Source organism: Carboxylicivirga sp. (assembly GCF_982718395.1).
Map to the genome: position 1 here is coordinate 1 of NZ_CEXQWX010000048.1, position 24,639 is coordinate 24,639.

Consider the following 24,639-nt stretch of genomic DNA (forward strand, 5'->3'; position numbering starts at 1 on the left):
GCTTTTTAAACTGGGTAGGAGTCAATCCGGCTGTTTTTTTAAACTGATTAGAAAGATATTGCACACTGCTGTAGCCCAGTTTATAGGTAATTTCTTTAAGACTCAGGTCATTATATGTAATTAACTCTTTGACTTTCTCTACCTTCTGATTGATAATGTATTTTTCGATGGTAATACCTTCAACTGATGAAAACAAGTTGCTAAGATAAGAGTAGTCGTAACCTATTTCAGCAGTTATAATATCTGAACAATTAGCATTTTCGGGCATCCCGGTATCGTGGTGTATTCTTTCGATTATTAAGGTTTTAATATTGTTGATGATCTGTCTCTTTTTATCACTGATTAGCTCAAAACCATTGGCATGCAGAACTTCACCGATTTGCTTAAGTTTATCATTATCAATTACTGTAGATACAGTTACAAGCCCCAGTTCTATTTTTTCTATTTGAAGCTGCAGCTTGCTTAATTCATCGCTGACAACCTTAATACATCGATTGCAAACCATGTTCTTTATATGCAGTGTTGTAGATTTCATATCCAGACAGCAAGTAAATGTTTTCTCAACAAAGTTAATATTACCCTGGAATATGCATTGGATATTCTATTAACCTTCAGGGTAATCTCATTAAAAAAGTATTAAGTCGAAGTTCCAGGTTTCCGACTTTGGTTCCGCAGCTTGGGTACCCGCATGTTGAAGTTGATGGAAAGAAATAAAGTTGTTTGAAGCGTAGCGAGTTCTTTATTTCTCATCAACGAAACATAGGTGGGTAAGCGAGGAATCTGTCGGCGGTTTTCTTTGTTTACTTTCTTCAACTGAAGGAAGAAAGTAAAAGCCTCAGCGGCTTGAGCTGACGTTATGGAAGTAAAGATTCTAAATGTCATTGTCCTACCGATTATTCCGACACAGTCTCCACTGTGATAATACTTACAGCAGAAGCATGCTCTATAATATGCTCATGCATATTAATTGTGTCACACTTTCAATACGAAGTAGCTTCAGATGTCGAAAATAAAATCAAGCAGAATGTTTCAATAAACTTGTTTCTACCAAAATGATTTGGAATTGCCATATCGAAAGCTATAGATAGAGAACACACAAGCGTTTTTACCTTACTTATCCGATGAATATTGGCGTATTGTTCATATTCATCGGATAAATCTGTTAGAAATGGTTTGTAATCATGTGTTTTGTGTGTTGTGATTAAGAAAAATGAAACGTTAAACAGTATTTAGCTTAAACTTCCTGTGTTAATACACTTAAAATTTGGAATTTAACTCCTTGTTTCAGTAAATCAGTTTATTTGATATGATTATAAATAACGTAGGTTTGCATGAAAATGTAAAAGATAGTTGTTCATAATTAATTCATATTATCTATATTCATGCTTGCCTCATAACATTAGTTTGATTATTTATTAAACAAAGAGGAATTAAAATTTTAACCAGCGATAAGCTAAAACGTTAGTATCGTCAATTTAAAAGTGTATTTATTGCAGGGATATTGGCCGGAAAAGTCACCTGGAATCCGCAAGTTTTTCTGTTTTCCGCTGATTGCGCTGATTGTCGCAGATTTTTATTCATCCAAATGGGTGAAAACACTTTCAGCAAAAATCTGCGTTATCTGCGGGCTGAGAAATTCCGCTTGCGGAATTAAGGAGTCAGTGCATTTTTTGTTATATGTATATTGGGTTATTGTCGACACCACCCAATTGTTATAGTAATAAAAGGCACTTTTTACTTGGGCAAGCCATTGTTATATAATAAAAGCCTCCTTTTTTATTTGGACAGCCAATTGTTATATAATAAAAGCTTCCCTTTTTGTTTGGACAAGCCATTGTTATATAACAAAAGCTTCCCTTTTCATTTGGACAAGTCATTGTTATATAATAAAAGCTTCCCCTTTTACTTGGACAAGCCATTGTTATATAATGAAAGCTTCCCTTTTTATTTGGGCACGCCATTGTTATATAACAAAAAGCTCCCTTCGAATAAGCGGGCAAGTGACATAAGCATTATTGCCTGACCTCTCTTAGTTTGAAAAATTACAGATGCATTTTTTTAATGACCAATGATTAGCACTTTAACTTATTGCCTAAAAACTAAATTACTATGAGTAAGTTATTATTTCTTGATCGAAGAAGTTACATTACCGAAGCAGGTAACACATCAACAGTGATTATTGATGCATCAAAAGCATCAGACTGGTCGGCCGATGCCTACATCACCAGCTTGCTGAGTGATATTGAGAGCAACAAAACATTGCTGATCAACATGACCAACAGCGGTTTAATTAAATCGCTGCTTGAGCAGGAAGATGTACAGCGCGACGATTGTTCGCGTTCGGTGTTTAAGTTAACCGATGCCTACCTTAGCTTTCCTGATGAGGAAAAGAGAGGTGCAGCGCAGGCTGTTGATGAGGTACTCAGCCGGTTTACCCTCGAAATAATTAATGAGAGCTATGATAAGGAGTCGACATTGATTGAAGCACTACTGGCCGATTTAAGCCAGGAGGCCATTAAGGCGAGCGTTGACCGCTTACCCGGCATGGCCGAAGCCATCAGTAACCTGGAGGCGGCACAGGTTAAGTTCAGACAAACATCGGCCGATTACCAGGAAGCAAAAATTAAGAAAGAGAAAAAACTGACGGCCAGCGAACTTAAGTTGATACTGATTGAACGGATCAACAAACTGGTGGTTTACCTCAGGGCGATGAGGGAAGCACAACCCGAAGTATATGGTGCTTTTGCCGACCGGGTGGCGCAGGCCATCAAAGAAAACAACGAAAAGGTACGTACACGCAATAACCGAAAGAAAACTGTAGAAGAAGCTTAAGATTTAGTTTTGCTGATAAAGGATGGCGTCTGGTGCAGAGATGTGCCGGGCGTCTTTTTAGATTTTATAGGAGATATAACGGCAAAATTGGTGATATATGTAAGTTGTGGGGTATAAAAGAAAATGAATAATTAGATATGTACTATCATATAGACAAGTCAGGATTGATTAGAGATGAATTTGTAAGAAATGGAGATAAGAATTTACTCTTAATTGGAGAATTAAATCGAAATGCTTTTCCTCAAGGAATTATTGAGAATAAACAGAAAATACTAAATGATGGAAAGTTAAGTGCTAAGTTAGTAGACGACATAATCATTTTTTTCATGAATCCCTCAATTGAAAATGTTAATTCATTGATATTGCTGTTAAGAGAAAATAAATCAATAGACAATGATGTATTCATCCAACGAATTCTTCGTGAAATAATATTTGAAAAAGTCAGACTTGAAAAATTTTCAAATAAACCTTCAAGATTGAGTTGCATTTATTTGATTGAAGAAAAGGAATTGATTGAAAAATGGTATAATAACTTGGGAACTTCTATAAATAAAAGCCCTTTATATAAGCTTAAACCCACCAAAACTAAGAAATTTGAATTTGAAAATGGTTGTGTTATTCGTGAGTCAATTTATAAGGTTGATTCGAAATTGCTTGAGATTGATGTTACTAATCCTGATTTGGTGGAAAAAAATGCAAATCTATATTGGGACGGACAGACTACAATGAATCCTATTTTCGAAGTCTTATTTTATGGAGGTTTAATAGAAATTCTGGAATAACACCCTATAACAATGTATAAAAGAATAGGCGAGATATTAGTAAATTAAACGGTTGTAGCTTGCTTCAAAAATGTATCGGTTTGATAAGTTTGAAGTCCGCAACTCCATACGAAACCTTGCACTCACCATTACAAGCCATTTAAATATCTAAAACTTGAACTATGAGTAAACAAATTATTGACTATCAAGCAGAAATTTATTGTCAAATTGCTGATGAAAAAATTAATTTGATTTTTGGACATCATGATTATGACAATGGACATGATTCTTCATTCGTTAAAATTCTATGCCCATTCTACACAGAGAGTTATTGGGGTTTCTCAGGATGTGAGAAAGGAGGAAAATGTGGAATTGCCAAAGGAGCTAGATCCTCTTAATTTCTTGGTATGTTTGGATTAGAAAGTTTTATTCTTAAAATAATCACGGTAATTACCAAAAAAGCTATTGTTAGTACCTTGGTTAAAGGAATTATAACTGCATTTGAGGTATACTCAGTATTAGATACAATAAATGATGCTATCAATTGTATAACAACGACTAATGATTGCAAAGATCTCGGGCTATGTGGAATCTCAGTAGCATCTGACCAACTTACAGATAAAGCATTTGATAAAATAATTCAGATTGGTGATAGTAAGTATACTGTTGAAAGAACTAAATCAGGTATTTATGTAGCCAATAATTACATTCCGACAATTAAATTAGTAGAATCACATGAAATTGGTAGACTTTTTAATAGCTCTGAATTCATTAAGAAATTCAATCCGAATCAAAGTGATTTTCTAAAGAAAGTTGATTCATCACTCGCTGCTGAAGATATTGAAAATAGGATTAAGAAATTAAGATGAAAATGCCTTGTAACAGAGGCTTATAAAGTATAGCTTGCCACAGGTGCAATGCAAGCTACGCTTCATAGCCTAACCGTTGTGGGCAAGGTGAAAAAGAGCACTAACGACAAATATTATCTATGAACTCCTTAATTAGAATAAAAAAGATAAATGTATTACAAATAATCGCTTTAGCTCTTTTGACTTGGTTTATTTGGACTGGTTATTTTAAGAAATACAATACGTATATCAATATTGCTGACTATTATGAAGGTAAGACAGACTATGATGTTGAAGTAATTATTGATAATGAATCATTAATTAATGACACCATAGACACTAAGGAGTATAGTGCTTTTGGTAAAATTCACCCAGTAAGAATTAATTATGGAAGACATAAAATGGTTGTAAAATCAGACAGTTTAAATTTAAAGGACTCAATAACCTTTTATACGTATAGCAACAGTGTAATATATATTGAAATACATAACAATTTAAATGAATTTTTATACGATAAACCTGAGAGCATACATATGACAAAAATTGCTGGAAGCACTGTTGTTTATGAATGAAAAAACCAGCCTACAAACAACGCTTTGGCTCAGCTCAACTTGGAAAGATTGTAAGGTTAAACTCCCTCACGCCGCCATGCAGCGAGTCCGTTGTAACCCGTGCCAAAACATACGTAAATGAAGAACTTGTTTTTAATAATATTGACATTCATTTTTATTAATTCTTCTGCTCAAAAGGAAGAATTTGAATTAACTAATACCACCCAAATTGAAAGGGAAATTGAATTAAACGACTTGGATGTCAGAATACAAAAAGAATATAAGGACTTGAAATTAATCGTTGGTTTTTCTGACTTCAACGAGGGACTAAAACTTCATATTTTAAACAGGAATGACAGTATTATTTATGTTTCTAAAGGACAACAGGAAAGCTATTATTTCGCACCATATATATTTCAATCGAATACAAATAAAGACTGCTTTATAATAGTTGGTGAGGTTGGGACAGAATATAGTTGGGGCACGCAATTATACTATGTAGAAAACGAAAAAATTCAACATATTGGACACCTAAACATTGCTATTTATGAAGAGATAGAAGATGAACAAGGAAATAAGTACGGTCAACCATCAAGAATTTACCAAGACTTGAAAATTTCACGTGAACAAGACTTAATTGTTTTTGAATTCAATTCGAATAAACTAGCTGTATTGTACCCTGGCAAATATAATGAAAGAGAAATACAGGCAAATAAAGTGTCATTTACCTGGGACAATGGAATATTGAAAAAGATTATAAATGAATAGAAAGCACGGGCTACAACACGTTAGTACAAAGCATATGGCGTTCGTAGCTCTTAGGAAGTGTAGTTCGCTTATCGAACACCGCCAAATCTTTGATTTGGCTTTTGAAATGAAAATATAAAAACAAATAAAAGATCTGGCTCAATGGAGATTTGGAAGGTTTAATTCGTTAAATCGCCAAACGCTTCATCTAGCCAACCGTTAGCCGTAAAGCAATGAGAACAAACGAACTAATTATAGAATCACAAAAGCATTATAATAATGGAGAGTTTGAAAAAGCTATTCAAAAGCTAAATCATGCTCTTATTATTAAGCCTGGTGACTTCGAAATTCAAAGATTACTATTGGATATTTATTTCGAACAAGATAATATTGAATTAGCATTAAAAACTTCCAATGAACTATTGGAGAAAGATAATGATAATATTGAACTGCAATTTATTAAAGCAAACTGCTTAAATGAATTAGATGATTTAGAGGGAGCAATAAAATGTTATAACCAGGTAATATCACAAAACAAAGATTTTCATCTTGCATATGGGGCTCGAGGAACGGTTTATTACAAATTAGATGAATTAGAATTGGCTTTGGACGACATTGAATATGCCCTCGAATATGAAAAAAAGAATGCATTTTTATTTTCTCAGCGATCACTAATTTATATTGCAAAACAAGACTTTGAATTAGCATTAAAAGATTTAAACAAAGCCCTTAGGATTGATAAAGATATGCAGGAAGCAAGGTTAAACCGAGCTTTTGTTTATCGCGTTTTAGGCAAAGAAAAGAAGGCTTTGTCAGAGTTGGAGAAAGTAGATGATGAGTTGTTATTGGACTCAGAATCTTATCACCAAAAAGGAATTATTCAATTCAAAAACAACGAATTAGAAAAAGCATTGAACAATTACAATATTGCAATAAATCAAGACCCAAATAATATTGAAGCTATTTACTCGAGGTCACTAATATATTGTAAATTAGAACAGTTTGACAAGTCGCTAAGAGATTTGGATCTAGCCATGAAATTAGATTCTAATCACTTCAAAGACTATTTGTTAAATGGATATGGTTGGGTTTATTTTAAAATGAAACAATTTGAGAAAGCAATAAAATATGCCCAAGATTCATTAAAAGAAAATGCCGACTTTCATTGGGCGAATTTAACTCTTGCAGAAATATATGGAGAGACAGAACAATCTGAAAAATTTTATAAGAATTTAAAAATTGCAATATTAGGTGGCATTGGAATTAAAGATATTGACGAATCCATCAGAATCAAATATTCAAAAGACAAAGAATTTAAAAAATTAACAAAGAAACTAAGGTAAATAAAGCTCTATGGTTAACATGATGCTATAACGCATTCAGGGTCCGTGGCATTTTAGAAAATACTTGCTCGGCTACCAGCGCCAAATCACTGATTTGGCTTTTGAGATGAAAAGATAAAGCAAATACAACGCTTTGGTTCAGTGGAGTTTGGAAGTGGAATCTGGTTAATAATCACTTACGCTTCATAGCCTCCTCCAATAGTACCCATTAAAAAGAACATGACTACAAAAACAATTTTTATAGCCATATTACTCTTCTCACAAATTGGATTTGTAAGTGGACAAAATAATGTAGACACCGATGAAATGGTGGGTTTTGGCTGTTACTATGGCGGACAACCATCCAAGACTGTTAAAAAAGTGACTAAGAAACTTAAAAACAGGAGGTACAGAGTAATTAAAAACATGCTGACCTCAGATAATAATGCAGAACGTTATATGGCTGTAATTACACTAGAAAAATTACATGACCTAAAAGCAATAAAGCTATATGACATAGATTACGAAAACATTGACAAGATTAAGAATTCAAAAGAATTAGTTTCAATTTGTTCAGGTTGTTCTTCTTTTTACAAGACTGAATTGCACAGACTTTTTGAACCGGACATGAAGAATTTCTCTTGTAATTGGCTTAATTATAATTTTAAGGATTTTAAGAAATAAATAACGGGTACCAACGCGCCATAGCGCATAGCAGGGCCGGCAGGGCTTTGGTCGATAGTCTCGTCCTCTCAGACGGCCAATCTCAATGCAAATTTGCTACAGCGCAATGCGGCCAAACGTTGGCTATCATTTGAAATGCTAAATCACTAATGAGAATAATAAGTACCATACTTTTAGCAATCACAGTAACAAGTTGTGGAGCTCTACTTGAACCAATGTTTAACGACATTAGTTCAGTGATAACTCAATATGTGCAGCAGGACTCATGCAAAAAGATTCTTACAGCAAAAGTTATAGACTTCAGAATGAGAAATCAGTCCTTTCCAATTAATATATCTGATTTAGATTCGCTAGAATTTAATTCAAATCAACTTAGCACTACATTGGAACTTATGTGGCTGTCAGACTCTGTTAATCAACAAACAAAAATTGAGGAATTTGACGAAAAATGGAAATGCGACTGTCCAAATCAATTTGACTCAATTTCTTTAACAGCATATCAAACGGATTCAATTGATATTTACACTAGACTATTAAAGTTCAATTCTGACACTGCATATTCAAAAATCATTGAAAATAGGAGACTGATTTTTAATAATGATACGCTTTCAAAAATCAATCAAATGGTTTTTGACATCAGATACTATGACCAGAATGATAATGAAATTGAATTGTTAAGAAAAGGAAAATCTAATAGAATAAATAAAAAACGGTAGCCAATAAAAGGAAATATTCAAATTAAAAGACTGAGAAGGATTAGATGACCGCTAAAAAATATTCTTGTGGTGCATTACATACGATAAACTTACTGATTATGATGAGGACAAATAAAATACTGGTGGTTATAATGACCTTTCTAATGATGATAAGTTGTTCAAGAATTAAAAATAAAGCTGATCACTTATCTGATAAGGTTAAGTCAAAGACTAAACAGGAGATTAAAAAGCAAGCAGACAAGATTTTCCCATCATTTGATAGTGATAAACCTGATACAGATAATAACAAAAGGCGGTTTCAAGATTTCATTAAAGTTGAGATTACGTCGGATGTAGAAAATATTTATTGTTATAATAGCGCCATTGGTATTGATGCCAGTTATATGTTTGCCTTTAATTGTAACCAACAAAAATCTGATGAAATAATAAAGGTACATGAATTATTGCTTGATACTAATAACCAGGATAATGGATTTGGACTTCAGCAAGACTTTGATTGGTGGGATAAGTCAAGGATTAAAGAGCTAAATAAACTAATTTGGACAAATGGCGATAGATATTATAAGTATTATTGGTATGACTCCGAAAATGAGAAGGCATATTATTTTGAATTTGACATGTAAAAATTAGTGACCGCCCACAAAATGTATAAAACATAGCGCTTAAATACACTACATTTCATAAACAGACTGTTGCTAAGCCAAAATAAAACTACAAGAATGAGATTAAATCAAAATGACATCAAGGAAATAAAAGAGATGAAAAAACCAGGATTAGTTTTACCTTTTCTACTATTCTTACTTTCATGTTTTTTTATAATACCGGCTCTCTTTGATACAATTGCTGGACATTTTACATGGTTAGAATATTTAGGAATAGTTTCATTGATTATATCTCTTTGTTTTTTACTTAATTGGGGAATAAATAGAAAATATAATAATGACCTAAAATATGGAATTAAGATTATTGAAACAGAGGTGATACAACAGAAATTAGAAAAGAAATCATATGAAGCAGGAGGAGGTTCAATGCATATTCCAATTTTAGGTTGGATTTTTCCAAAGCTTTTTTCGCAAACTCCTAAATTGACAGTGATTTGTTATTTGGTTATTAAGAATACCAGATTTGAAGTAGCAGAAAGTTTATATGATAGTGTTGAAGAACAAGAGATTGTGAATTTATACTATACGAAATTTTCAAAGACTTTATTGGAAATTAAGAAAAAGGCTTAGCTAGGACACACTGCTATAATGTATAGCTGGGTATGGTTCGTTTTGGCCGGGAATTTATTTCAGCATCATGCAGTCAAAAGGTTGGACATAAGCAAAATATTATTGCACAAAATCGAAATTTTTAATGAAAGAATTTCAAAATATTTATAAGAAAAATGATTGGAGAAAGATATGGTTAAGAATCTATAAAATTATGGTTGGAATAAGTATTCTGGCTCCCATTCTCGGAATTATCCCATCAACTAACTTTTAAGATTTATGATAGAATTTGCAAAAGTATACTGGAAAGTTTATCGTTTAGAAGTTGCAATTACAGTGGCCGTATTAATTTTTGGCACAACTTTGCTGCTTCCATTGTCAAATCCAGAACCTTATGATTTTTTAGATTCATTGCTTCATGGTTTTGCCTCAATAGGATTCTATCTGATTATGACACCATTTTTTATGATCGCATATTATCTATTCAAAAAGCAGCAGATTGACAAAAATCCCGGATACAAAACAGAAATGCCAGAGATTTTTACAGTTGACAATTTTTTAAGTGTATTTACTGTTTATTCAGCTTTGGGCTTTATTGCAGGACTTTTAGCCGAGAATATAATTTTTGGAAGATAAACCGCCAATGCTCAGCAATAGATATTATATACCATATCGAAGATTCGACGTCATATTTTAGATAATTTAAAAATAAACCATGAAAGTCTATCAGGAAAATATAAAAAGGTACAATGCCAAAGCATTAAGGTTAAAGAATGTATTAAATAAAATCTCCTTGCTTAGGCTGGTTATTTTTGTCGTTTCAGGTGGCATTCTTATATACTTGTTTAGCATCCATGTAATTGCTCCTGTTTTTATTGTTTTCCCTGTTTCATTAATATGTTTTAGCGCTGCTATCAAATATCATAGCAAAATAGCATTCCAAAAAAAGCATACAGCCTTCCTGAAAAGTATAAATGAATCCGAAATTTTAAGGGGAGAATGTAATCTGGAGGAATTTGATACCGGACATAAATTTATTAATCAAAATCACCCGTACACCTCTGATTTAGATATTTTCGGACAGCATTCCATTTTTCAATTGGTCAACCGAACAACTACTGAGTCGGGTACAATGCTCTTATCAGAATGGCTATCAGAACCTGCACCTAATCATGAAATAAACGACAGACAAGAAGCCATAAAAGAGCTATCTCAAAAATTGGATTGGAGGCAGGACTTTCAGGCCTCTGGTATGCACTTTCAAAATAAAAAAAGTGATTACAATAAATTGTTGGATTGGGTGGAGGCACCTGTCGTTGTATTAAAACACCGGCATATATATGTGGCAGTTGCAATTATCTTTTCGGTGCTGTCATTGCTTGGCTTTTATTTGTTTATGAACAATTTGGATTCGCCACATCTACCTTTTTATTTGCTTTCCCTTATTGCCGTTTTGTTTATTAATGGCAGAATTTTAAAAAAAGTAAAACCCATCGCCGATAATATCGTCGAAACCTCGCAAGAGAATATTAACACCATTAGAGGTTATAGGGCACTGATCAATAAAATTGAAAGTGAAAGTTTCCAATCAAAAAAACTGTCCCAATTACAATCAATACTCACAAAAAGCAAGTTTTCAGCGTTCAATGAAGTTAATAAGCTGTGCAGACAATTGGAATTCTCTCAGCAAAGAGGTATGAAAAGGAAACTGATCACCATCGAAGGAAATCATATATATTCTCTCTTAAACAGTTTCCTGCTATTGGATATTTACATGATTATCGGAATAGAAAAATGGAAATCAAGAAATAAAGCGTTTTTAAAACCATGGTCCGAAGTAGTAAGTGAGTTTGAGGTAATCAATAGTTTTGCAGGGTTTTGCTATTCAAATCCATCCTATACATTTCCAGAGATAACAGAAAAGAACAACTTCGTACGTTTTGAGTCGTTGGGACATCCCTTAATCAATTCCAATCAACGGGTATGCAATCATTTTCAGTCAGAAGGACATGGTAATGTTGTTATGATTACCGGTTCTAATATGGGCGGCAAAAGCACCTTTTTACGTACCGTTGGTGTCAACCTTGTATTGGCATTAGCCGGTGCACCATGCTGTGCCTTAAGTGGGCAGGTTTCGAACCTGAAGCTATATACAAGTATGCGAACCCAGGATAATTTGAAGGAAGGAATTTCTTCTTTTTATGCGGAGTTGGATAGAATAGAGAAAATGTTGAAATTGATAGAAAGTAGCGACAATGTATTTTTTCTATTGGATGAGATGTTTAAGGGAACCAACTCAGAAGACAGGCATAAAGGAGGTTATTCATTGATTAATCAGATAGGTCAGCTCAAAACCTCAGGAATTATTGCAACGCACGATATTGAACTGGCAAAGCTTTCGGGGCATAAAAACTTAGTTACAAACTATAGCTTTAATAGTGAGATTAAAGATCATTCAATGATTTTCAGCTATAAACTTCATTCGGGTATTTGTAATGATTTTAACGCCAGTACACTTATGGAAAGAAGTGGGATTAAGATTATACCTGATATTTCAAAAAGTGAGGTTAAACCTTAATTCCGCTTGCGGAATTTCATAGCCCGCAGATATCGCTGATTTTCGCTGAAAGTGCATTCACCCAAATGGGTGAATAAAAAACTGCGATAAATTGCCCAATCAGTGGGAAACAGAAAAAACTTGCGAATCTTAAGTTGAATGAAAATATAGCTAATGTCATTATAAAGTAGCACTTGCATAAGTGCGATATCAAAAGCAACGTAGAAATTGCCTGCCATTCCAAATGTGATTGACTTCGAAAACCTGTTACGATTAGTAAATATATCGATCGATTTGTGATATTTGTAACATTGGTGGATTCCAGCAAACCCACACTGCAAATTTTCCATTTAATCACCAAATTATATATCCAAATAAAAACCTGCTATAGAATAGCTTTTCAGGTGTAAAATAAATTTAACTTTCGTGTGTTTAATTTGTTAATAGGAGGAAAGAATTACAAAATGTTTTTCTCACGAAGATAGTTTTATGGACAAATTCTCATTTCTGGGTAATAGTGAAATAGGCTCAATAGATGAGCTTTATGAGCAATATAAACAAGATCCTGATTCGGTAGATGAATCGTATCAAATGTTCTTTCAGGGCTTCGATTTCGCTTTGAAAAACTATGAGCAGCCTAAAACATCTGGGTTGGTCGACAAAGAATTTCATGTACTAAACCTGATACATGGTTATCGTCAAAGGGGCCATTTATTTACCAAAACAAATCCGGTTCGTAGCCGGCGTAAGTATTATCCTACGCTGGATATTGAAAATTTCCAATTGTCAGAAAAGGATTTAAACACTGTTTTTCAGGCGGGTAATGAGTTGGGTTTAGGAGCCGTGCCTTTGAAAGATATTATTGCACATTTGCAGCAAACCTATTGTCAGTCAGTAGCCGTTGAGTACCTGTATATTCGTCACCCAGAGATTTTAAGTTGGATGAAGAGCAGGATGGAAAGCGTAAAAAATACACCTGACTTTCCGGCAGAAAAGAGACGGCAGATATTTAACCAGCTCAATACTGCTGTAGGATTTGAGAGTTTTATTCATAAGAAGTTTGTGGGGCAGAAGCGGTTCTCACTTGAAGGATCTGAGACATTGATACCTGGTTTGCATGCGCTTATTAACAAAGGAGCTGAACTGGGAGCTGAAGAAGTTGTAATTGGAATGGCACACCGTGGTCGCCTCAATGTAATGACCAATATACTTCAGAAACCTTTTAAGAATGTGTTCAAGGAGTTTGTTGGTGATGAATATGAGGAAGGCATTTCTTTGGGAGATGTAAAGTATCATCTGGGTTATTGCAGCGATATCGAGACCGCTAATGGTAAAAAGGTACGAGTTAACCTGGCACCTAATCCATCACACCTGGAGACTGTAGCGCCTGTTATAGAAGGGATTTCACGTTCTAAAATCGACCATAAATATGATAAGGACTATGACAAGGTGGTGCCGATTGTGATCCATGGTGATGCTGCCATTGCCGGACAAGGTGTGGCTTATGAGGTTGTGCAGATGGCCCAGTTAAGAGGTTACAAAACCGGCGGAACCATCCATATTGTAATTAATAACCAGGTTGGTTTTACAACCAATTACCTTGAAGGTCGCTCATCCACCTATTGTACTGATGTGGGTAAGGTGACCCGATCACCTGTCTTTCATGTGAATGGCGATGATGTGGAAGCATTGGTATACACTATAGAGCTGGCAATGGAATATCGACAGCGCTTCAATTCCGATGTTTTTATTGATTTATTGTCCTACCGAAAATATGGACATAACGAAGGGGATGAACCTCGCTTTACACAGCCAATTTTGTATAACAAGATTGCCAAGCACAAAAATCCTCGGGATATATATAAGTTAAAGTTAGAAGAGGAAAAGGTTGTATCGAAAGAGGATGCCAAGAAAGAAGAGGTGAACTTTAATCAATTGCTTGAGGAAGAGCTGGAAGCTTCTAAGAAAATTAAGAAGGTAGTTATTCAACGTTTTCTGAATGATGATTGGGAGTCGTATCGCTATTCAGAGCCAATGGATTTTATTCAATCGCCGGTTACTTCTGTTGAGCGAAAAGATTTAATAAAACTATTGGATAGAATCAACCATCTTCCTGAGGATAAGAAATTCTTTAAGAAGCTTCATAAGATTGTAAACGACCGTAAAAAAATGGTTGATGACGATCGTTTAGACTGGGCTTTGGGTGAGCAATTGGCTTATGCTTCATTATTAAGTGAAGGTCACCCGGTACGATTGAGCGGGCAAGATGCCGAGCGAGGTACATTTGCTCATCGTCATGCAGCCTTAACCATTGAAGATACTGACAAGCGCTATCGTCCACTGCAACACATTGCACCTGATCAGGCCAGTTTTAAGGTTTATAACTCATTACTATCTGAATATGGTGTGATGGGCTTTGAATATGGTTACGCCTTGGCTAAACCAGATGGGTTAACTATTTGGGAAGCACAGTTTGGTGACTTTTACAATGTGGCGCAGGTGATTATCGATCAATATATTTCATCGGCAGAAGAGAAATGGGGCTTGATGAATGGTCTGGTACTTTTATTACCTCATGGTTTTGAGGGACAGGGACCAGAGCACTCCAGTGCCCGTGTAGAACGCTTTTTGTCGCTGGCAGCCCGTAACAATATGCAGGTGGTGAATTGTACTACACCGGCTAACTTCTTTCATGTTTTACGTCGTCAGGTCTATCGTGAATTCAGAATACCTTTGGTAGTATTTACACCCAAAAGCTTATTACGACACCCACAATGCGTTTCTTCACTTCAGGAATTTGAGAAAGGTGGATTTCAGGAAGTAATTGATGATGATAATGTAGAAGTGAATGAGGTTAAGCGTATCGTTTACTGTACCGGTAAGATCTACTACGATTTATTGGCTCGCAAAGAGGAATTAAATGCGCGTGATGTTGCCCTTGTGCGGATGGAGCAGATGCATCCTTATCCAAAGCAACAAGTAGAAGCAATCAATGCCAAGTATAAAAATGCCATGTTGCATTTATGGGTGCAGGAAGAGCCGGAAAACATGGGTGCCTGGAACTATATCCGCAGTAAAATGAGAGATGTGGAAATTATTCCTGTAGCGCGTTTGGCAAGTGGTAGTCCTGCAACCGGATTGAATGGCTTACATGTAATTGGTCAGAATGAAATTGTCAATAAAGTATTTAAGTCTTGTCATTGCGAACTTCAGTTGAAATACTGCGGTCTTCAGTGCGTAGAAGGTAAATCGCGTGCTGAAATACTGAAACAGCATAAGTATTTTGAAGAAAAACAAAGATTTTCGATATAGAATTAGTCAGTAGTTAAATAGTCAGTAGTCAGCAGTTAAAACCATACTTGGCTAAAGCTTTCGACTTCAGACTGAAAATTGAATAAGATGATTGTTGAAATAAAAGTTCCGACACCCGGTGAATCCATAACAGAAGTGGAGTTAGCAACATGGATGGTTGCTGATGGCGATATAGTTGAGAAAGATCAGGAAATAGCTGAAATAGAATCCGACAAGGCTACTTTATCTTTATTGGCTACAGAATCAGGTAAGATTAAAATTGAAGTAGAAGCCGGGGAAACAATTGCTGTGGGTGCTATAGCTTGTACTGTAGATACTGATTTTGCAGGGGAAGCAACTTCGAGTCCGAAGGAAAGTGATAAGCCTGAAGAGGTTGCTGAAACTCCAAAAGTAGAAGAAACAAAAGAAGCAACGAAAGCCGATGTTTCTTCGAGTAATTACCCTAATGCAAAGGTATCTCCTCTGGCACAAAAGAAAATGGAAGAAGCGTCACTGGATGTTGATCAGGTAATCAATGGTTTAAGGCGTATCTCCACCAAAGAAGTTGAGTTGGTGAAGGATTTACCAGCTGATAATCAGACAGGAAATGCAGATATTGGTTCTGCATTTATTCAGACCGATGTCAGCCGTGAAGCTGATCGTCAGAAAATGACCATGCTTCGCAAGAAATTGAGTCAGCGCCTGGTGGCAGTTAAGAACGAAACGGCCATGCTGACAACTTTCAACGAGGTAGATATGTCAGCGGTTATGAGCCTTCGTAAAAAATATCAAGCTAAATTCATTGATAAACACGGCGTAAAGCTTGGGTTTATGTCCTTCTTTATCAAAGCTGCTTCATTAGCATTAAAGCATCATCCAATGGTAAATGCCATGATTGATGGCGATGAAATTGTGATGCCTGAATACCATGATGTATCGGTAGCCGTTCAAACACCAAAGGGGCTTATGGTGCCCGTTATTCGTAATGTAGAGACCTTGAGTCTTGATGGAATTGAGTCATCCTTGAAAACGCTTGCCGAAAAAGCACGAAAGGGTAAAATAGGCTTAGAAGAAATGACGGGTGGAACATTTACAGTGACTAATGGAGGAGTTTTTGGTTCGATGTTAAGTACACCAATCATTAACCCACCTCAATCGGCCATTATGGGTATGCACAATATTGTTGAGCGTCCAGTGGCTGTTAATGGTCAAGTAGAAATTCGCCCGATTATGTATTTGGCTTTATCCTACGATCACCGGATTATTGATGGTAAAGATTCAGTAGGTTTCCTTGTAAAAGTAAAGGAGATGATTGAAGATCCTGCTAAATTGCTGTCCGGTGGCTTTGATCCGGAACAAACGGTACTGGGGTTATAGAACTTTAAAGAATAAGAGGCAATTGCCAAATATTAACCATTCTGATTTTTAGTGAATCAGAATGGTTTTTTATTACTTAATAAGATCAGGCTTTTTCTGTTTCTTAACGATTTAATACCAAGAGACACTAGTACCCCAACTAATACAATAAAGTATAAACTGGTAGTCGAGCTTTTAATAATGCTGAACCAGTTACTACTGGCCACCATAGATACACCTATATCAGGATATTTGTTGAGCATCCTTATGATACTAAAGTTCTCAAGATAGTCACTTAATCCGGCAATTACTGGCAAGTAACATATCAGACTAGGTAATAATGAATCCAACTTGTTTATTTTTTTAAGAAAGAAAGCTATCATTAATGAGTAGCTAACTGCAAATAAACCTGGATAGATCATATCTACAGGTAATTGAATTGATAGGTAGGCAGTTCGACCTTGCTCACTCAAAGTTTGAAATAATACATTGACATAGTCTAAATCATAACCACCAGGCATCATATCCAATAATCTCATTCCATCACTAAAAGCCATTACTTTAGGAATTGTTATAAATAGCATTATCAGATAAACCATTGTGGTGAGAATAAACCAGCCTAAAACGGTTTTACCGGTCGAATGAGTTTCTAAAGGTTTGATTAAGGTTTTCACTATATGAACCAAGTTTGTAATTTGTGATTATTCAAATTGTGCGTCTCGGATAGCCTTAAATTCACTTCCGTCGTTCCACTGTGGATAAACATCCGTATTGGCAATTTGCCATCCTACTCTGAACAAAAGTCTGGCATCGGCTTCTATACCTGTTAAATCCCACCAATCTTCATATTCGTCATCAGGTTTGTGGTAGCAATTGTTAATCCATTCCTGTTCTTTCTCTCGCATATAACTTTTCCCTTTTTCCCAGTGATCTGTGTTTCCACGTGCAAAAAGAGCAGGCACACCAACACGTGCAAAACTAAAATGATCTGAACGATAATACATACCAGTATGGGCATTGGGGTCGGGTATGATATATCGGTTTTTCTTTAAAGCCTCCATTTCAAGTAGCTGATCCAGGTCAGATTGACCAAAGCCGGTAACCATCACATCTTTACATCGACCGTATGGTAACATTAAATCGTTGTTGATGTTGGCAACAGTTTTAGAAATAGGAAATATTGGATGGTCAACATAGTAGCCTGATCCATTCAGGCCTGATTCTTCTGCCGTAGGAGCAAAAAACACAACTGAACGTCTTGGAGAATCTGGCATGGCTTTAAAGGCTCGGGCAATTTCCATCATCCAGGCGAGTGAAGTGCCATTGTCGACCGCTCCGTTGTAAATGGAATCACCATTCATTGCCTTTCCAATTCCCAGGTGATCCCAATGGGCAGAATAAAAGAGGTATTCATCGGACAGATCACTTCCTTTAATCATACCTAACACATTATGAGAGGTGTTCTTTTGCCAGGAGTTATTAAGTTTTAATTGAGCATTGGCGTTTAATTTAAAACCCTTAAAACCGGATGATTTAGCACCTTTAATCAAATCTGATAAGTCAAGACCTAATGAGCTAAATAGTTCTGTTGCTTTGTTCTGATGAATCCAGCCTTCTATTTTACAGCGATGTAAATAATCATCCGTAGGTTGCGGATAAACTTTAGCTACAGCTGCCGAATTGACCACAACAGACCAAGGGTATCCTGCACCTTTATCATCATGAATAATTAAAACGGCCTCAGCACCTTGTCTTGCCGCTTCTTCATATTTGTAGCTCCAACGACCGTAATAAGTCATGGCATCCCCGGTAAAGAGTTTATCATTACCCGAATCTAATCCGGGATCATTTACAAGAACGATAACCGTTTTCCCTTTTACATCCAGGTTGGCATAATCGTTCCAGCCATACTCAGGAGCAACAATTCCATATCCAGCAAAAACCAATTCTGAAGCGTCTAATTCTAATTGAGATTTCAACTGACGAGAAAAAGCGACGAAATCATCAGGGTATTGAAAGTTAATAGATGTAGTTTGGTTCGAAATGTTAAGGGAACTAGTGAGTTGGCCTTTCACTTGTACCATTGGTACTTTTTGCAAATAACTATCTCCATTAGCAGGTTCAAGTCCGATTTCCTTAAAGCATTTTTGCAGGTAGTTAATTGTTAATGTTTCTCCTTTTGTAAAAGGCTTCCGACCTTCGTATTCATCACTTCCAAGCTCCAGAATGTATTCTTTCATTCGTTGAGTTGAAATGACTGATTCTGCCTGCGTTAGATCTTTCTCAAGCGAATTGCAGGCACATGATAAGACTATCAATAAAGCAGGTAATAAGTATTTTGACATGAGATGGGTTTATAAAATTTAAGGTAAAGATAAGATTTAAGCATTAATGGTTTCAATTGAAGTATACAAGTATATGGACTGTATGTGTCGAATTGTAGTCCGTTTTCGTCCAAAGAGTAGGTGTTGAATTTATTGCGAATGTAATCAAAACGTTAGATGATTTTTATTCTAAACCATTCAGATTAGGTAACAAATATTCTCTATTGACGTAATACAAGTCGTTGAAGTAAATTTGTACTTCGTGATAAGTTTTTATAACCTAAACGACATATGTTGCAAATAAAGTGCTGAATTGGAACATGTTGTCATGAATTTAACAAGATATGAAAAAAATGAGATGGTTACCTGCTATGCTGATTGCAGGAGTTTTGGCTTTTACAGCTTGTAGCGATGACGAGGAAGCTGGTGATGTTTTTAGCCCTTTAACGGAAGAACAACACAAGGAAAAGATTGAGCAGGAAGGCGTTGCCATGGTTCAAGAGATGGAAGGTATTGCCAATCTGCAGACTTATGATGTGATTGATGCATTTATTGATCTGATGGATCAATCAGAAGAACAACCAATAAAGGCTGTTGAATTAAGTCTTTCTGAAATCCAATCTTTGAAAGATGGCCCAAAGTCGACTGTGAACTACAAGGCGATGATGGGAGACAAGAAACGCATATCTGATGAGTTTAAGGCTGAAACAGGTATTTACCAATGGGATGCTGAAGCAAATGACTGGGAAAAAATTGATGATTCTGAAACAGAAGCTACTTTCCGCTTTCAGGTTGATGAAACAGATGCTGAGATCAGCGTCTATGATGTTAGTTTCAAGGATGCTGCCAATCAGGATGAAGAGTCGGATATGATCATTGAATTACCATTATCAATTAATGCCCATGTTAAATTAGGCGATGAAACCATTACAAGCTTTTCTTTAAATGCTGAGTGGAATGATGACGATACACCTAAGAGTATTGTAGAAGTAATCACTTTAGAGGAATTCTCATTTACAAGTGAATTAACCAATACAACTTCAATGATTGCTGCAAGTGCTTCATTCAAGCATAATGATACTGTAATTTATGCTAACGGATTTACATTTAATGGGAATTTCGATTTAGATGAAATCATGGATGCCCTTCCTGAAGATGATGGAGATATGGATGGTCTGTTTTCTCAAGCGATTCTAGAGAATGCAAATATCTGGTTCCAGATGGGTAACATTAAGATTGAAGGTCTTTTCGATGTGAAAGGCTTTATGGAAGGATTAGCAGACAAAATGCAAACAGCTAATGAAGGTGATGACATGAATGATATGCTAGTTGAGTTATTTAATGAGTACGCTCATCTATATGCACGTTATGCCGATTCAAACGAGATCATTGCTCAGGGTGAACTTTATTTGTCAGAATATACTGATTATGGTCAAACTTACACAGAACCAGCTTTAAGAATGGTATTCGGTGACGGATCGAAAGTATCAATTGATGAATTCTTCGAAACAGGTTTTGGAGATATGATTAGCGAAATTGAAGATTTATTGGAAGAATTAGAAACAAATTATGACGGTGAAGCCGCTTAATAATTTGTATTTTTGATAACTGAATTTGAATTGGAGGCCTATGGTCTCCAATTCTTTTATATGGAATAATTGTGCCCAGATTTTTTTTCGTCTATATCTTATCCCTGTTCTTCATTACAGTACAAAGCCAATCAACAGAATGGTGCGTTAAAGGTCGGATTGTATCATCTGATAATAATGAACCAATACCTTCTGTTCATATTACGACATGGGACGGGAGTAGAGGGACAGTTTCAGATATTGACGGAAATTTTGAATTATGCGGATTAATTACTGATTCTGTTACGATTATTATTGGACATACATCGTTTGAGAACAGGCAAATATTAATTAGTAGGTTCAATAATAAATACCTCACCATTAAGCTTAACTTAAAAGTCTATGGAACAGATGAGGTGAAGGTAAAAGGAGATAATACCTCAATTGTTAAAAACTATATACCGGGAAAATTGACACTTAAGAAACAGGACATTTTATCTATTCCTGCCTTTATGGGAAGTCCTGATGTGTTGCGGGGGTTGCAATTATTACCAGGTATGCAATCGGTTAGTGAAGGTAATTCCGGTATTTATGTCAGAGGTGGATCTCCGGGGCAAAACTATGTACTGTTTGATGATATAGAATTGATGAATCCTACTCACCTGATGGGAGTATATTCTGTTTTTAATCCTTTGTTAACTAATCGGGTGGACTTCTACAAAGGCAATGCACCTATTCACCTCTCATCACGACTTGCTTCTTCCATTATTGTGGATACCTATCAGCATAAACCAGATAGTAGTAATTGGGCGGGAAATATTGGTAATATTATTACCAATCTCTGTTACATTGGACAATCAAAAAATAAAAAGTGGTTCTTTAGTACAGGGATTCGTCGCAGTTATTTGGATTTGTTGGGCTATATGGCGCGTCCTTTCCTCAAAGATGAAGACAATTACTTTGAGCAGAATAACTATACATTTTATGATTGGAATGGCAAGCTACAATATCGATCGGATAAACATCAATTGGCCTTAACATGGTATAAAGGCCGGGATAATTTTCAAATGCATAACACAAATGATATCCAATCACATTCTAATTGGGGAAATACTGGGCTTACTCTCAGGTGGAAATTCCTTTTAAATCCGACACTTAACATGGATAATTTGGTGTCGTATACTTCGTATAATTCAGATTTCGGAGCTACAATGCCTGATGGTAATATGCGGTTTGCAACCGATTATGAGCAGATGCAATTTAAAAACCGGTTTACCAAAGAGACAGAAAAACATCTTTTGCGGTGGGGTTTAGAACTTACAAATTACAATGTGATCCCCCAAGATTTAAACATTAGCTATTTAAAGAGCAGTGAAACAGTTATAAATACCTACGAAAGTCTGGCATCAAAAATTTATGTCAGCGATTATTTTAGATTAGGCCGGAAATGGTCAATTTATGGCGGATTGGCACTAAATTATTATCAGTTGTTGAATGTTACCGGTGATAATAGCAATAGCACAGATAATGAACCGCTCTTCTTTCCAAATGCTATAATGTCAGTAAATTATAATTGGAAGGATAACACGTCTTACAAATTCTCCTATGCCTATAATACACAAAATATACATTTGGCTTCCATAGCTTCGATTCCCCTGCCATCTGATATCTGGATGCCAGCTACTAACCATTTATTGCCTGAAAACAGTCATCAATTGACACTTGGGTATTTTAGATCACAAGTTGAAAAAGGCTTGCAATGGGGTGTAGAGGCCTATGCGCGGAAGATGGATAACCTTCTTTTAGTGAAGTTGAATCTAAATAATGAACAAATCGAACGATTTGAAGAGAACTTTTATAAGGGACAAGGTGCTGCTTATGGCACTGAGTTTTATTTCAACAAACGAACTGGTAAGTCGAGTGTAACGGTTGGATATACAATTGGATGGGCCAGACAGCAGTTTGATGCTATTAATGAAGGAAAATGGCATGATGCAAAGTATGACCGTAGGCACGATTTGAATATACAGACAAATTACATTCTAAATAAGCGTATAGATATAGGGGCTGTGTTTATTTATGCCAGTGGAAATAAAGCTACATTACCAACCGGTCGATATTGGTTAATGGGTAATATAGCTAATGATTATACAGGAGTGAATAATTATCGAATGCCGGCCTACCACCGAATGGACTTATCAATGAATTATAAGTTAAGTTCAAAATTGTTTGATGAGTCAGTTTTAAACTTCTCTATAATAAACTTATACAGCCGAAGTAATCCGTATTTTGTTTATTACGAGATAGAGAAGGAGACCAGCAAAGACTATGAATTAAGTATAAATGCCAAACAAGTATCTTTGTTTCCAATTATGCCATCCATAAGCTGGCGTTTTAAGTTTTAATATGCGAATAATAGTTGTATTTATATGCCTCTTGCTGTTTTCCTGCACAAAGGAAATTAAAATTGACCAGGTCGATTATCAGACAAAGATTGTTGTTGATGGTTGGATCGAAAATAATGGATATGCTCATGTGATTTTAACCAGAAGTTCACCATTTCTTACCGAGTATGATTCGGCATCTATTCGTAATACCTTTCTGAATTATGCTAAGGTAACATTAAGTAATGGGAAAGGGCAGTCTGAGGTACTTACCCTTAGTCGTCAAAAGGACTTTTTCCCGCCTTTTATATACAAATCAACTGATATAAAAGGTGAAATCGGTGAAACTTATGAATTAGAGGTGATATACCAAAATAAGATTGTGAGTTCTGTTACAACAATTCCCTTGTTACCTGATGTTAAAGATGTGTTTTCTGATAATGTTTCTGATACATCAATGTATATAATGGCGCATATAGAAGATAATTCCTTAAGTGAGAACTACTACTATTCCCAAATATTCGTGAAGCATATAGACACTCGTTTTCATCCTTCAGGTAATCCATTGCAAAACGACCGTCTTTTTAATGGGAAAGAACACACTTTTCAAGTCAAAAGAAGCAATCAACCCGATCCTTTAAATATTCATAATATAGATGGGAATCGTCCACTTGTTCGGGATGAGTTTGCGATTGATGATACGGTGCTGGTTAAAATCTCTCAGATAGACAAGGAGGCATATCGGGTATTAAATGGTATTCATATCGACCATTTGAATACAACTAATCCTTTCGCTTTTATTGATCAAAAAACACCAACAAATATTAATGGGGGAATTGGGCGGTGGACTGGAATGGCTTCCCACACTTTTTTGGTAACCAGTAAAAAGCCCCACAATTGATATTGCAGGGCTTGAAGTATTGTTTTGAGTTGTTTTATCGTATTCTGTCCATTGATTTTAAAAGGGCAATATCTTTCCCAATAGCCCTTAAAGCCAGAAATGTCAAAATAGCAGCTATAACAGGAAAAGCAGTGGTGATCTGGTAGCCCATTACGCCAGCAATTTCATCAATAATTTGAGTTCCCAGGTAATAAATCATTCCTGTAGATCCCAGTAACAAAGCTATATTTAAACCACATAAACGTATTTGTAATATTCGTTTTTTAAAGACAAATATGGTCACAAAGCTAACAAGTGTAGCACTACTTAATAAAATAGCTAACGCAAGAGTTGGGATAACGGTTTCACCACCACCATTTACTAATCCTCTGTATATGAAACTGTAAATTTCTTTAGTTTCAGTTTCAATTAGCGCAAATGGAATAAAAAACAAGCTCACCATCAGTAAGCTACTCAGCAATAGATAAATGCTTTGAATTCTTTGTATCATTGTTTTCTTGTTTTCTTTATTTGTTGCGAATTTACATATTTATTGGAATTCATTTCCCTATGTTTTTGAAATTTTGCTTTTGAAGAATCTATACTA

General features: G+C 35.6%; 23 protein-coding genes. 18 read left to right on the top strand and 5 right to left on the bottom strand.

The features are described from left to right. Window positions 1-535, bottom strand: a 535-nt coding sequence (locus AC4MRQ_RS10820) for a helix-turn-helix domain-containing protein (protein ID WP_491197691.1), incomplete at its 3' end; no start/stop codon positions are given. Window positions 536-636: 101 nt separating this feature from the next. Then, window positions 637-882: a hypothetical protein gene (locus AC4MRQ_RS10825; protein WP_491197692.1), complete on the bottom strand. Its 246-nt coding sequence runs from the start codon at window positions 880-882 to the stop codon at window positions 637-639. Window positions 883-2,109: 1,227 nt separating this feature from the next. Between AC4MRQ_RS10825 and AC4MRQ_RS10830 the strand changes: the two genes are divergently transcribed. The 15 genes from AC4MRQ_RS10830 to odhB all read left to right on the top strand — a co-directional run bounded on the left by AC4MRQ_RS10830 (window position 2,110) and on the right by odhB (window position 16,897). Beyond that, on the top strand, window positions 2,110-2,832 hold the full coding sequence (locus AC4MRQ_RS10830; RefSeq protein WP_491197693.1) for a DUF6261 family protein: 723 nt from the start codon (window positions 2,110-2,112) through the stop codon (window positions 2,830-2,832). A gap of 137 nt (window positions 2,833-2,969) precedes the next feature. Beyond that, on the top strand, window positions 2,970-3,614 hold the full coding sequence (locus tag AC4MRQ_RS10835) for a DUF2441 domain-containing protein (protein ID WP_491197694.1): 645 nt from the start codon (window positions 2,970-2,972) through the stop codon (window positions 3,612-3,614). Window positions 3,615-3,775: 161 nt separating this feature from the next. Next, window positions 3,776-3,991: a hypothetical protein gene (locus tag AC4MRQ_RS10840; protein ID WP_491197695.1), complete on the top strand. Its 216-nt coding sequence runs from the start codon at window positions 3,776-3,778 to the stop codon at window positions 3,989-3,991. A 9-nt stretch (window positions 3,992-4,000) separates the two neighbouring features. After that, window positions 4,001-4,462 (top strand): hypothetical protein, encoded by a 462-nt coding sequence (locus AC4MRQ_RS10845; RefSeq protein WP_491197696.1) that lies wholly within the window; start codon window positions 4,001-4,003, stop codon window positions 4,460-4,462. A 119-nt stretch (window positions 4,463-4,581) separates the two neighbouring features. Further along, entirely contained in the window at window positions 4,582-5,013 is a 432-nt protein-coding gene (locus AC4MRQ_RS10850) for a hypothetical protein (protein WP_491197697.1), read from the top strand. Window positions 5,014-5,130: 117 nt separating this feature from the next. Next, entirely contained in the window at window positions 5,131-5,760 is a 630-nt protein-coding gene (locus AC4MRQ_RS10855; RefSeq protein ID WP_491197698.1) for a hypothetical protein, read from the top strand. Between the two features lie 212 nt (window positions 5,761-5,972). Continuing rightward, window positions 5,973-7,082, top strand: coding sequence for a tetratricopeptide repeat protein (locus AC4MRQ_RS10860; RefSeq protein ID WP_491197699.1), 1,110 nt, complete (start codon window positions 5,973-5,975; stop codon window positions 7,080-7,082). A gap of 219 nt (window positions 7,083-7,301) precedes the next feature. Then, window positions 7,302-7,745: a hypothetical protein gene (locus tag AC4MRQ_RS10865; RefSeq protein WP_491197700.1), complete on the top strand. Its 444-nt coding sequence runs from the start codon at window positions 7,302-7,304 to the stop codon at window positions 7,743-7,745. A gap of 149 nt (window positions 7,746-7,894) precedes the next feature. After that, window positions 7,895-8,461 carry a hypothetical protein gene (locus AC4MRQ_RS10870; RefSeq protein WP_491197701.1) on the top strand — a complete coding sequence of 189 codons (567 nt, stop codon included), beginning with the start codon at window positions 7,895-7,897 and terminating at the stop codon, window positions 8,459-8,461. Between the two features lie 98 nt (window positions 8,462-8,559). Continuing rightward, window positions 8,560-9,084 carry a hypothetical protein gene (locus tag AC4MRQ_RS10875; RefSeq protein ID WP_491197702.1) on the top strand — a complete coding sequence of 175 codons (525 nt, stop codon included), beginning with the start codon at window positions 8,560-8,562 and terminating at the stop codon, window positions 9,082-9,084. A gap of 96 nt (window positions 9,085-9,180) precedes the next feature. Further along, on the top strand, window positions 9,181-9,693 hold the full coding sequence (locus AC4MRQ_RS10880) for a hypothetical protein (RefSeq protein ID WP_491197703.1): 513 nt from the start codon (window positions 9,181-9,183) through the stop codon (window positions 9,691-9,693). Window positions 9,694-9,951: 258 nt separating this feature from the next. Next, a complete protein-coding gene (locus AC4MRQ_RS10885; RefSeq protein WP_491197704.1) occupies window positions 9,952-10,308 on the top strand; it encodes a hypothetical protein in 357 nt (118 codons plus the stop codon). A 79-nt stretch (window positions 10,309-10,387) separates the two neighbouring features. Beyond that, window positions 10,388-12,250: a MutS-related protein gene (locus AC4MRQ_RS10890; RefSeq protein ID WP_491197705.1), complete on the top strand. Its 1,863-nt coding sequence runs from the start codon at window positions 10,388-10,390 to the stop codon at window positions 12,248-12,250. Window positions 12,251-12,718: 468 nt separating this feature from the next. Further along, window positions 12,719-15,541, top strand: a complete 2,823-nt coding sequence (locus AC4MRQ_RS10895; RefSeq protein WP_491197706.1) for a 2-oxoglutarate dehydrogenase E1 component — start codon at window positions 12,719-12,721, stop codon at window positions 15,539-15,541. An 87-nt stretch (window positions 15,542-15,628) separates the two neighbouring features. After that, window positions 15,629-16,897, top strand: coding sequence for a 2-oxoglutarate dehydrogenase complex dihydrolipoyllysine-residue succinyltransferase (gene odhB / locus AC4MRQ_RS10900; RefSeq protein ID WP_491197707.1), 1,269 nt, complete (start codon window positions 15,629-15,631; stop codon window positions 16,895-16,897). A gap of 56 nt (window positions 16,898-16,953) precedes the next feature. Here odhB and AC4MRQ_RS10905 read toward each other — a convergent pair whose 3' ends face one another. Then, window positions 16,954-17,550 carry a hypothetical protein gene (locus AC4MRQ_RS10905; protein ID WP_491197708.1) on the bottom strand — a complete coding sequence of 199 codons (597 nt, stop codon included), beginning with the start codon at window positions 17,548-17,550 and terminating at the stop codon, window positions 16,954-16,956. A 27-nt stretch (window positions 17,551-17,577) separates the two neighbouring features. After that, window positions 17,578-19,221: a M28 family metallopeptidase gene (locus AC4MRQ_RS10910; RefSeq protein WP_491197709.1), complete on the bottom strand. Its 1,644-nt coding sequence runs from the start codon at window positions 19,219-19,221 to the stop codon at window positions 17,578-17,580. A 323-nt stretch (window positions 19,222-19,544) separates the two neighbouring features. Between AC4MRQ_RS10910 and AC4MRQ_RS10915 the strand changes: the two genes are divergently transcribed. From AC4MRQ_RS10915 to AC4MRQ_RS10925, 3 genes are all read left to right on the top strand, one after another. Further along, window positions 19,545-20,789, top strand: coding sequence for a hypothetical protein (locus AC4MRQ_RS10915; RefSeq protein ID WP_491197710.1), 1,245 nt, complete (start codon window positions 19,545-19,547; stop codon window positions 20,787-20,789). A gap of 71 nt (window positions 20,790-20,860) precedes the next feature. Continuing rightward, window positions 20,861-23,173 (top strand): TonB-dependent receptor, encoded by a 2,313-nt coding sequence (locus AC4MRQ_RS10920; RefSeq protein WP_491197711.1) that lies wholly within the window; start codon window positions 20,861-20,863, stop codon window positions 23,171-23,173. Window position 23,174: 1 nt separating this feature from the next. Continuing rightward, window positions 23,175-24,053 (top strand): DUF4249 domain-containing protein, encoded by an 879-nt coding sequence (locus AC4MRQ_RS10925; RefSeq protein WP_491197712.1) that lies wholly within the window; start codon window positions 23,175-23,177, stop codon window positions 24,051-24,053. A 34-nt stretch (window positions 24,054-24,087) separates the two neighbouring features. Here the strand turns inward: AC4MRQ_RS10925 and AC4MRQ_RS10930 are convergent, their stop codons facing one another. Beyond that, on the bottom strand, window positions 24,088-24,543 hold the full coding sequence (locus AC4MRQ_RS10930; protein ID WP_491197713.1) for a DUF4293 domain-containing protein: 456 nt from the start codon (window positions 24,541-24,543) through the stop codon (window positions 24,088-24,090). Window positions 24,544-24,639 lie beyond the last annotated feature (96 nt).